11 protein-coding genes are annotated in these 11391 nt (G+C 37.7%); 5 read left to right on the forward strand and 6 right to left on the reverse strand.

The annotated features are described in order from the left end of the window. Window positions 1–204: 204 nt before the first annotated feature. On the reverse strand, window positions 205–1749 hold the full coding sequence (gene pruA / locus ACQQ2I_RS15285) for an L-glutamate gamma-semialdehyde dehydrogenase (protein WP_431027637.1): 1545 nt from the start codon (window positions 1747–1749) through the stop codon (window positions 205–207). A 253-nt stretch (window positions 1750–2002) separates the two neighbouring features. Then, the gene (yugI, locus tag ACQQ2I_RS15290) at window positions 2003–2377 is read right to left on the reverse strand and encodes a S1 domain-containing post-transcriptional regulator GSP13 (protein WP_391373133.1); all 375 of its coding nucleotides are present in this window, start codon (window positions 2375–2377) and stop codon (window positions 2003–2005) included. 251 nt (window positions 2378–2628) lie between these two features. Here yugI and ACQQ2I_RS15295 point away from each other — a divergent pair, with 251 nt between their 5' ends. Both ACQQ2I_RS15295 and ACQQ2I_RS15300 read left to right on the forward strand, forming a co-directional pair. Continuing rightward, on the forward strand, window positions 2629–3954 hold the full coding sequence (locus ACQQ2I_RS15295) for a sodium-dependent transporter (RefSeq protein ID WP_431027638.1): 1326 nt from the start codon (window positions 2629–2631) through the stop codon (window positions 3952–3954). A 138-nt stretch (window positions 3955–4092) separates the two neighbouring features. Next, complete coding sequence (locus tag ACQQ2I_RS15300; RefSeq protein ID WP_431027639.1) at window positions 4093–4296, forward strand: helix-turn-helix domain-containing protein; 204 nt, start codon at window positions 4093–4095, stop codon at window positions 4294–4296. A 169-nt stretch (window positions 4297–4465) separates the two neighbouring features. On the opposite strand, the gene ACQQ2I_RS15305 is transcribed toward ACQQ2I_RS15300, so the two are convergent. Continuing rightward, window positions 4466–4726: a DUF1871 family protein gene (locus tag ACQQ2I_RS15305; protein ID WP_431027640.1), complete on the reverse strand. Its 261-nt coding sequence runs from the start codon at window positions 4724–4726 to the stop codon at window positions 4466–4468. Window positions 4727–4806: 80 nt separating this feature from the next. Here ACQQ2I_RS15305 and ACQQ2I_RS15310 point away from each other — a divergent pair, with 80 nt between their 5' ends. Further along, window positions 4807–5976, forward strand: coding sequence for a MalY/PatB family protein (locus ACQQ2I_RS15310; RefSeq protein ID WP_431027641.1), 1170 nt, complete (start codon window positions 4807–4809; stop codon window positions 5974–5976). Between the two features lie 52 nt (window positions 5977–6028). Here ACQQ2I_RS15310 and ACQQ2I_RS15315 read toward each other — a convergent pair whose 3' ends face one another. Then, entirely contained in the window at window positions 6029–6262 is a 234-nt protein-coding gene (locus ACQQ2I_RS15315) for a hypothetical protein (RefSeq protein ID WP_431027642.1), read from the reverse strand. A gap of 18 nt (window positions 6263–6280) precedes the next feature. Beyond that, complete coding sequence (locus tag ACQQ2I_RS15320; RefSeq protein WP_431027643.1) at window positions 6281–6868, reverse strand: peptidylprolyl isomerase; 588 nt, start codon at window positions 6866–6868, stop codon at window positions 6281–6283. Window positions 6869–7023: 155 nt separating this feature from the next. Between ACQQ2I_RS15320 and ACQQ2I_RS15325 the strand changes: the two genes are divergently transcribed. Together ACQQ2I_RS15325 and ACQQ2I_RS15330 are read left to right on the forward strand one after the other, a co-directional pair. Then, on the forward strand, window positions 7024–8241 hold the full coding sequence (locus tag ACQQ2I_RS15325) for an MFS transporter (protein ID WP_431027644.1): 1218 nt from the start codon (window positions 7024–7026) through the stop codon (window positions 8239–8241). Window positions 8242–8296: 55 nt separating this feature from the next. Next, entirely contained in the window at window positions 8297–10147 is a 1851-nt protein-coding gene (locus ACQQ2I_RS15330; protein WP_431027645.1) for a transglycosylase domain-containing protein, read from the forward strand. A 508-nt stretch (window positions 10148–10655) separates the two neighbouring features. Here ACQQ2I_RS15330 and ACQQ2I_RS15335 read toward each other — a convergent pair. Beyond that, window positions 10656–11378, reverse strand: a complete 723-nt coding sequence (locus ACQQ2I_RS15335; RefSeq protein WP_431027646.1) for a FadR/GntR family transcriptional regulator — start codon at window positions 11376–11378, stop codon at window positions 10656–10658. Window positions 11379–11391: the final 13 nt, after the last annotated feature.

The following is an 11391-nucleotide window of genomic DNA, read 5'->3' on the forward strand; positions in this document are numbered from 1 at the left end:
AATAGTGATTTGATTATCGCCAACATTGTAACATACTTGATACAAGATTTGGCTACTATTTTGTCACATTTTGAACACTTTTTATAAATTATTTATTTTGTCATATTTTACTTACATTTTATCCTAATAAAAAAACGACTACACATGACTTTCGATCTATATTTTTTACCTGATAATACAAAATCCATAACATTTCAGAGCATTTTACAGCATTTCCGACATTGTTTTGGCCTGCATATGGAGTTGTAAGTAATCTGGACCACCCGCTTTTGAATCCGTACCAGACATATTAAAACCACCAAACGGTTGATATCCTACAATTGCACCTGTACACCCTCGATTAAAATATAAATTCCCGACATGAAAATCCTCACGGGCTTGCTCGATATGCATCCGATTATTCGAAATAACCGCACCCGTTAACCCATACTCCGTATCATTCGCAATAGCAATCGCCTCTGTAAAATCATTTGCCTGTGTAATGGCTACTACAGGACCAAAAATTTCTTCCTTCATAATCCGTGCAGTTGGTTCAACATCAACAAAAACAGTTGGTTCAATAAAGTATCCTACCGAATCATCACTACCGCCGCCCACGATGAGCTTTCCTTCTGCTTTTCCAATTTCAATATACTCTGTAATTTTCTTAAACGCCTTTTCATCAATCACACTCGCCATAAAGTGTTCTTGATTTACAGGATCGCCCATTTTTAATGCTTTTGTTAAACTCACTACACGCTCTATCACCTTATTATAGACATTTCCTACAATAACAACACGTGAACACGCAGAACATTTCTGACCTGAAAAACCAAATGCAGACTTTACAATAGATTGTGCGGCTAGTTCTAAATCTGCATCACTATCAACGATAATGGTATCTTTACCACCCATCTCAGCAATCACACACTTTATCCAAATTTGCCCTAGTGCCGGTTTAGCTGCACGTTCATTAATGCGAAGCCCTATATCACGAGAACCTGTAAAGCTAATAAAACGTGTTTTCGGATGATCAATTAAATAATCGCCTACTTCTGCGCCACTTCCTGGCACAAAATTTAATACCCCAGGTGGCAGCCCCGCTTCTTCTAAAACTTCTGCAAACTTATAAGCAATGACTGGAGTAGTTGATGCCGGTTTCAATAGCACTGTATTCCCCGTTACAATAGCAGCTACTGTTGTACCTGCCATAATGGCTAGCGGAAAATTCCATGGTGAAATAATAATGCCCACACCTAACGGGATATAGTCATAACGGTTAAACTCACCCGGCCGACTTTCAACGGTTTGCCCTTCTTTCACACGCAACATCTGTCGACCGTAATATTCTAAAAAGTCAATTGCCTCTGCGGTATCCGCATCCGCTTCATGCCATGGCTTTCCTGCTTCTTTCGTTAGCAATGCAGAAAACTCAAATTTCCGGCGACGAATAATCGCGGCTGCCTTAAATAAAATATCGGCGCGAACATTCGGATTTACCTTTTTCCACGTTTTGAATGTTTCTTCTGCTACTTGCATCGCCTGTTCTGCATGTGCTGTTGTCGCCTTCGAAACAATCCCCACTACTTCCGTTTTTTTCGCTGGATTATACGACCTAATTTTTTCTTTTGTTATAATACGTTCCCCACCAATAATCAGTGGATATTCCTTACCTAAATATCCTTCGACTAGATCGAGCCCCTTTGCATACGCCGCACGATTATTCTCCATTGAAAAATCAGTAAATGGTTCATGCTTATATGGAATCATTTCTCATCGCTCCTTTAACGACATTATCGCTTATGTAGCATGACGAAGAAAAAATAGCCCCTTTTACAACACATCATACTACTAACGCCTTTTATAGATGTATGCTTGACTAATCGTTAAAATTAGAAAGACACACCTCGACCAAAATAGGTCGAGATGATGTTCTTACTTATGTGGATTTCCTTAAATTCCATACTTTCTTATCCACTAAAAAGAATGTGCTAATCCTTTATGATAAGCACATTCCTTGACATCATTCACCTGACTGACTAATCCAATCTTGTAATTTACTTTTTAATAACTGGAATCCATTTGCATCGGCCTCATCTACACGGTCTTGAAGCGATCGACGCGGTACTTGTTCACGCTTTCTTTGTTGTGGCGCTTCATGTAGCACTCGAATGGATAAACTTATTTTCTTGGCATCATCATCTACTTCAAGTACTTTTACAGTAATTTCGTCCCCGACGTTTAAATAATCATGTACATCCTTTACAAACCCATACGTAATTTCTGAGATATGAACAAGTCCCTGTGTATTTTCATCTAACGCAACAAATGCACCGTACGGTTGAATTCCCGTTACTTTACCAGTTAACACTTCACCTACTTCATATTTTTTTGCCATAGCTTTGTTCCTACTTTCTCTATACTTTATCTACGAAATCGTCATGTTAAATTATAACATATCAAAACATTCCCCACAAAGAATGTCCTACATGTACCTACATGTTCTCTTTTTTTACTTTTTTACAATAATTATTTATACACTACGAAATATTCTAAAAAATTTTAAAATTTTTTAGAAAAATGACTTTGTTTTCATTATAAAGTACGATAGAATGAATACTGTTTTTGATTTTTAAGGAGGTTTTATGTTTGTCATCTAGAGATCAATTCGCCTCTAAGATTGGATTTATATTAGCAGCTGCTGGTAGTGCAATCGGTCTCGGAGCGATTTGGAAATTCCCGTATATGGCTGGTACAAATGGGGGAAGTGTTTTTATCTTTCTTTTCATTTTATGTACTGTATTTATTGGTCTTCCGATTTTAATTGCAGAGTTCATGATTGGTCGACGCGGTCAACTTGATCCGATTAATTCATTTAAAGCACAAGCACCAAGTAAACCTTGGTATATGATTGGTTGGTTAGGTCTAATAGCGTGTGGTTTAATTTTATCGTTCTACAGTGTTGTAGGTGGCTGGATTTTAAGTTATTTATTCCGTGCGGTTTCGATGAGTTTAACAGGGCAAGGTTTAGATTTCGCTGCCTTATTTGGTGAGATTATTTCAAACCCAGTAGAAGTATTAATGGCACAAGGCGCGTTTATGTTGTTGACACTATTAATTGTACAGGCTGGTATTAAAGGTGGTATCGAAGTAGCAAGTAAATGGATGATGCCTTTACTGTTTATCTTCTTTATTCTATTGTTCATTCGCTCGATTACATTAGACGGTGCAATGGAAGGTATTAAATTTATGTTTGTACCAGATTGGTCATACTTAAATGCGAAAACATTATTACTTGCACTTGGCCAAGCATTTTTCTCTCTAAGTGTCGGTGTATCCGCAATGATTACGTATGCTTCCTATTTACCACGTACAGAAAACATTGTTAGTTCTGCACGTAATGTAGCGATTATGAATATTGGGATCTCCATTTTAGCTGGACTTGTTATTTTCCCAGCTGTTTTCGCACTTGGTTATTCGCCTGAGCAAGGACCTGGACTTGTATTTATTATGATTCCTGCTGTATTCGAACAATTGCCGATGGGCGGTTTATTTTTAATCATCTTCTTCATTTTACTGTTATTTGCAACGACTACTTCATCTATTGCACTATTAGAGGTTGTTGTATCAATTGGAATGGGCAAGAAAACACAGGGGCGTAAACGTGCTTCATGGCTTTTCGCTACAATTATTTTTATTGTCGGAATTCCAAGTGCCTTATCATATGGTATTATGAGTGACTTTACCATTATGGGTAAAAACTTCTTTGACTTTGCTGATTACTTAACAAATAGTATTATGATGCCGATTGGTGCATTACTTACTTCACTATTTGCTGGCTTCCATTACTCAAAGAAAATCTCACAGGAAGAATTCCAATCTTCCCCATTTCTTTTTAAAACGTGGCTACTAATCGTTCGTTATATTGCACCAATTGCGATCATCGTCATATTGATTCGCCATGTATTCGCATAAGTTAAAAGTCGTCTTCATATCGTTTTATGAAGACGGCTTTTAATTTTCAATTTTTAGACAAAATGTGAAAGCTATTTATAAATCAGCTCGTATTATAATAACTATAACAAACTGAAATCGAAAGGATGTGCTCGCTTTATGACGATGAAATTACATGATTTATTAAAACAGCTACGCGAAGAACGCAATTGGTCATTAGAAGATTTATCTAAAAAAACGCAAGTTGGGGTTGAAAAATTAGCCATGTATGAGAATGGTGAGTCAACGCCTTCGGTACAAACGATTTTAAAATTATCAAATGTCTTAGAAGTACCTGCTTCTAACTTAATGGACGGTTTATAACGGGGACACCGCAGGAACAATGTTTTTAGTAGATATTTATTAAGAAGCAAAGGGGGTGCCTCGAAAGTAAAAACTTTCGGGGCACCCTCTAAATCACCAAGTATCCATTAATATGAATGGCATCCAAAATGCGCCCTTATATCAACTACATTATTAAAATCGTATCTTTCTAAATGATACATTTCGCTTCAAATTTTATCGCAATTAGTTTACGAGCCATTTCTACACATTCTTCAAACGGAATCCACTGTTCAAATGAATGTTCATAAACATTTTGAATCACCTTCGCTAAATCGCTCGGATTATCTATTCCCTGTAATGCTGCTACCACATCAGCTGTCTCTGTATCATAACCATCTTTACCTAATTTAAAAGGGTCCCAATGCACAAGCATCCAAACTGCCTTTTTATTCATTTCAATATTTTCCACAATAACTCCCCTGACTACTCTTTCTACTATTTCGTATGATAACATATATGTAAGACTAACAAAAAGAAAAGAGTGATAGTATGTCAGTTTTTAATCAAGTTTATCCACGTAGAAATACCCGCTCACTAAAGTGGGACAAAATGGAGAAGGTTTACAATATGGACGATGCTTCTGAACTATTAGCGATGTGGGTAGCTGATATGGATTTTGCTCCCCCTCAAGCTGTAGTAGATGCTTTACATAAAAGATTGGAACATCCTATTTTCGGTTATTCCCTTGTCGATGATCATTGTAAAAATGCCATTGTCTCTTGGTTTGAGCGCCGACACAATTGGACAATTGATCCAAATTTAATGCTTTTCCATAGCGGTGTCGTACCGGCAATTGCTAATATCGTCAGTGCATTTACAGAGCCGAATGATAAAATTGTTGTCTCCACACCGATTTATCCACCATTCTTTAACGTACCAAAAAACCAAAAACGCGATTTAATCATGTGTGATTTACATGAAGAAAATGGTACATACCGCTTTAATTTTGATACGTTAGAAGCTGCTTTTAAAGAGGCGAAAATGTATATTTTATGTAACCCACATAACCCAGGCGGTATGACATGGTCACAGCAAGATCTCGAAAAAATTATTGAGCTCGCGATTCAACATGATGTGTTCATTTTATCCGATGAAATTCATGCGGATTTGCTTATTGGTGACAACAAGCATATTCCACTACTCACGGTCGCACGAGCAAATGAAGCGAACATTATTACATGTATTGCACCTACAAAAACATTTAATATCGCAGGTATTCAAGCAGCGATGACGGTTTCGTCCAATGTGGAATTAAAACGAGCACTGGAACAGTACGGTGCAGCACACGGTCTTTTCGAATTAAATGCATTCGTTTCAACAGCAGTAGAAGCAACCTATACGGAAGGTGATGCTTGGCTAGATGAACTACGCACTTATTTATCGAACAATATGGATTACGTTATAGAAGAGCTAACGAAAATTCCAGGCATTCACATTCAGAAACCACAAGCAACCTATCTCATTTGGATTGATTACCGAGAGACAGGCATCGAAGAAAAAGATATGATGAATCGACTGCTAACAATTGGTAAACTGGCGCTAGATCCAGGAACAAAATATAGTGAAGCAGGTCGCGGTTTCTTACGTATGAATGTCGCTGCTCCGTTTGAAACAATTCAAGAGGGTGTAGAACGATTTAAAAAGGCACTTCAAAAATAAGACCATCAAATAAAAAAAGCTTCCAAAGATCAGGTACTTTGGAAGCTTTTTTCTAGGCATTTTCTTTTTCTTTTTCCTTTTCCATACGCTTATCACGTTCTTCTAATGCACGTTCTTCAAGCTTTTTTGCTTCTGCCGCTTGTTTTGCTGAATTTTTACGTAGCCATTTAAATATTAAAAACACGACTACAAATAGCAACATCATTTCAATGGCAGCTGGAAGATAAGTCGACTTATCTTCTGGAAAATATAAGAAACCCCAGTTGAGGATGAATTGATCCATCATCTCACACTTCTTTCGTTATTATTCAAAAACAGTGATCGATTCAATTTTAACATCTTCTTTTGGTTTATCGTGCATATTACGGTCAACGTTCGTAATATTGTCAACAATGTCCATGCCTTCGATTACTTGACCAAATACTGTATGTTTGCCATCTAACCAAGGTGTACCACCGTTTTTCTTGTATACATCTACCTCTTCTTTAGACCAGCCACGTACTTCCATTTGCTTTAACATTGACACTTCTACTTGAGGTGCTTGTACGATAAAGAATTGAGAACCATTCGTGCCAGGACCCGCGTTCGCCATTGATAAGGCACCGCGAATATTTAATAACTCGGGTACACATTCATCTTCAAATGTACCACCCCAGATTGATTCACCACCCATACCTGTACCAGTTGGGTCGCCGCCTTGAATCATGAATTTTGGAATGACACGGTGGAAGATAATACCGTTATAGTAACCTGATTTTGCATGACCTAAAAAGTTTTCAACCGTTTTGGGTGCATGTTGTGGGAATAGTTTAATTTTAATATCACCCATTGTTGTTTTCATTTCTACTAGTACTTCGCCAGCATTTAATTCTTTTGATAATTGTGGAAACATGCTTGTCTCTCCTTTAAATAAATATAGGTGTTGCATACCTCGATTAAGTTTACCATACCTTCACAATTTTTCCGATTAAAAAACTACTTCATTCGCCTCACGAAATAACTTATACTAAATAGAACGTTCAAAATAGATAGGAAGTATCAAAATAGATGCAAAATAGAAAACACAATTTTACGATTATTTTCATTGCCAATTTTATAGTAGCTGCCTCTGCCACGATGATTATGCCGTTCTTATCGCTTTATATAAATACACTCGGTAATTTCACAGAAAGCTATGTACAAAAATGGGCGGGACTTATTTTCGCTGCAACATTTATGACTGCCTTTTTAATGTCACCTATTTGGGGAAGAATTTCCGACAAATATGGCTATAAACCTATTATGATTATAAACTGCTTCGGGGTTGCAATTAGTATTTTTTTAATGGGCTATGTGCAAAATGTCGAGCAGTTTTTCTTATTGCGTTTATTGATGGGCATTGTAACAGGCTTCATTCCTACATCGATGGCGTTTATTAGTAAACATACACCAAAAGAAATTGCGGGAAAAACGCTCGGTACATTGCAAATGGGCAGTGTTGGTGGCACCCTTTTTGGTCCAGTAATTGGTGGTGCGGTAGCAGATGCAGTCGGCTTTAGCTATACTTTTATTTTCACTGCGATTGCCATTGCTATTGCTGCTATGATCATTATAATTGGTGTGCATGAACCTAAAGTAGAACAAAGGAAAAAATCGGCCATTTACTCCCGAAAAAATGTCATTTGGGCTATTTTCCATCATCGTTTACTTTTAAATGTCATGCTTATTACAACGCTTATTCAAATTGGAAACTTTAGCATTCAACCACTGCTTTCTCTTTATGTATCACATTTAACAGCAACAGAAGAAGTAGCATTACTTGCTGGTATCACATTCAGTGCAACTGGGCTTGGAAATATTTTATTCGCAAGATTTTGGGGGAAATTAAGTGATCGGATTGGATATGAAAAAGTATTAACGTATTTACTGATTGCTTGTGTAATGTTTATTATACCGCAAGCACTCGTGACAGCACTTTGGCAGCTGATGATACTTCGTCTACTGTTCGGTATTGTTGCAGGCGGTTTAATTCCTGTCACATCCGCGCTTATCCGTCGGGAAGCACCAATCGAAGTACAAGGTGAAATGATGGGCTATAACCAAAGTTTTCGTTTCCTAGGAAATATTTTAGGTCCTATTCTTGGTGGTGTAATTAGTGGTATGTGGAGTATCCCCGCTGTCTTTTATTCAACAGGTCTACTTTTTTTTAGTGCATTTCTTATTGTGTATTTCATCAAAAAAATGCCGAAGCAATATGTAGAGGATTTACTTAAAAATCACGTATGACGAATAGTAAATATATGTTATATTTGCATGTGAGCAAACTGTTGGAGGAAGGAATATGAAACAAATTTTTGGTTATTTCCTTATACTTTGTTCCATTCCACTACTACTACTCTTCGGAAGTGAGGTATGGAAGGAAATCGTGATTGCTAAAACACATGAGGAGAAAATGGAGGCATCCATTCACTTGCCACAAGTACAGGCACAACTGCCCGTTACATTATTAGATAGCAATGACCACATTTTTAACGAGGAATACGTAGAGTGGCGTGAACCACTTCCGTTTGAAGAATTTCCGCAAATTGTAAAAGATATTTTCGTTTATAGTGAGGATACGGAGTTCTTTAATCATATTGGCTTTGATGTAACAGCTATTGCTCGGGCTGTAATGGCGAATTCAGCTGAACAATCGATTCAACAAGGGGCCAGTACCATTACGCAACAGCTCGTCCGTATGCGCTATTTATCGGAAGAAAAAACATATGAACGTAAGCTAATGGAATTGTTTTATGCTTACGAGTTGGAACAGATGTACAGTAAAGATGAAATTTTAGAAATGTATTTAAATGAAATGTATTTCGGTAATCAAGTTTACGGTATGGCAAGTGCGGCCACTTATTATTTTGGGCGCCCGCTAGCTAAACTAACAATAGCAGAAATTTTCTTTATTGCAGCAATTCCAAATAACCCAAGCCTTTATGATCCACTAAAGAATTTTGATAATACGAAAGAACGACAAGAGCGATTACTTGATACATTGGTTAAACATGGGACTCTCTCGACTAGCGAAGTCAAAAACTTTAAAGCTCAGCCAATCGAATTACAAGTAAAACAGAAAATTCAACAGTACCCCGCTTATAGCACATATGTATTACAAGAATTACGCTGGCTCGTCGCACATCACGAAGGATTGGAAGAACAACTGGCTAATGCAAAAACAGCAGAAGATCGTCAGCTCATTTCATCACAACTTGATACTATCATTGATGAATTGCTTGTAAACGGAATTATGATTCATACAGCTTTACAGCCTAAAAAACAGGCAGCGGATGAACAGGCAATGAATCAAATTTTATCCCCATATGATATGGAAGCAAGCGCCACCGTGATTGACAATGAAACGCGAGAAATCATTAGCATTTTCGCTGGACGCAATTATGAAAAGCACAATTTACATCGTGCCTACCAAACACCGCGTCAACCAGGATCTGCATTTAAACCATTAATTGATTATGCACCTGCGATTGAACTATTGAGCTACACACCATCTTCTACTATTAGCGGAGGGCATTACTGTGTAGGTAACTTTTGTCCACAAAACTATGGTGGTGGCGTTTATGGTCATGTATCTCTTTCAACAGCATTTAGTTGGAGTTACAACACAAGCGCACTTCGGTTATTAAAGCAAGTTGGCCTTGAGCCAGCATTTAGCTATATTGACCGCTTTCATTTCCGTTCCATTGTCGATGAAGACCGTAACTATGCTGCCGCTCTAGGTGGTTTAACTTACGGGGTGACCTCTCTTGAAATGGCTGATGCTTATACGAGTTTTATAGATGGAAGCTATAGTGAAGCACATGCTATTCGGAAAGTCACAGATTTAGACGGAAATATTTTATATGAATGGCCGAAAGAACGCGATACTATTTGGTCCACTAAAACCGTACGTTATATGCGTAGCCTATTAACAGATGTCGTCTATAAAGGAACAGGTAAAGGGCTATATACTAATACTTCGTATATAGGCGCTAAAACAGGGACAACAAATGATTTCAAAGACTTCTGGTTAGCTGGACTGACAGAAAATTATACAACCGCCATTTGGATTGGTTACGATGAACCACGTAATATGCAGTCGCTTGAAAATGATAAAATTCACTTTAAAATGTTCAATGCTATTATGGATTAAGAAAAGCGCATTCGCGCCCGCTTACGCTTTCGTCGCAAAATAAATTTTGGCGCGAATGCCTAGACACCCTTTCAATGAGACCATCCTTTCACATAAGGATGGTTTTTGTGTGTATCGGGGTTTTTTACGCGAGTTTCTTATGGTTTTACGCGGGTTTGGGGCAGTTTTACGCGACTTTCCTACACTTTTACGCGGGTTCGAAGCGCTTTTACGCGACTCTGCTATTTTATTTTATATTTACCCCCTCTTTTTGAAATTGCTCGCTTGACAAACAAATCCTATGTTGACGAAACAAATGCAGAATATGTCTTTCTAGCCCGCTCGCCATCAATACCAATTGTGCCAGCGACGTTCTTAATATCTATTACCAATGCAAAATTTCGTGATAATGACCTCTTCGCCCCGATATGCGTTGGAGATAGACACTCTACAAATTAGAAAAAATTTATACTTTCTGATCTTTTAAAAAAGGTGGAGAAAAACATCATCGTTTTTCTCCACCTTTTCTTTACTCTTCCTGTTGATGATAATTTTCTAAAGCAACTTCTGACATTTCTTGACGAATTTTTGTAATGTGTTGAATCATTAATTGTTTAGCACCATCAGCATCCCTACGGCTAATCGCTAAAAACAAATCTCTATGCTCATTAAATGTTTCTTCGTATAGCCCGTCACGTGCAAAACGGTGATTGCGCGTTGCTTGAATTGTCTTTTTCATATGTCCCCCGAGTGTTTGGACCAATCCTAACAAAACGGAATTATGTGCTGCTTCTGCAATACTATAATGAAATTGTAAATCCGCTAGTACACCACGTTCTGTATCTTTATCTGCAACGCGCATATCTTCAATACATCGCCCAATTTTTTCAATATCTCGACTCGTCGCTCGTAACGCAGCAAAATAAGCACACTCCGACTCCAATACAAGTCTTGTTTCTAACATTTCATAAATCAGCGTATCTTCTGTATTAATAATGACATCTGATAAACTTTCAACGACCGCATTAACATTTGATGCTTTTATAAACGTGCCGTCACCTTGCCTAATCTCCACAACACCATTCATCTCTAACACACGCAATGCTTCTCGAATCGATGTGCGGCTCACATTATACCGATTTGCCAACTCTCGCTCAGATGGTAACTTCTCACCAGGTAAAAGCTCACCTTGCATAATGGAATCCTTTATTTTATTGAAAATCACTTGATATACTTTTTGATTTGGCTTCATTTCTAGAACCAAC

The sequence above is a fragment of the Lysinibacillus sp. LZ02 genome (assembly GCF_050613145.1).
Taxonomy (GTDB): Bacteria; Bacillota; Bacilli; order Bacillales_A; family Planococcaceae; genus Lysinibacillus_B.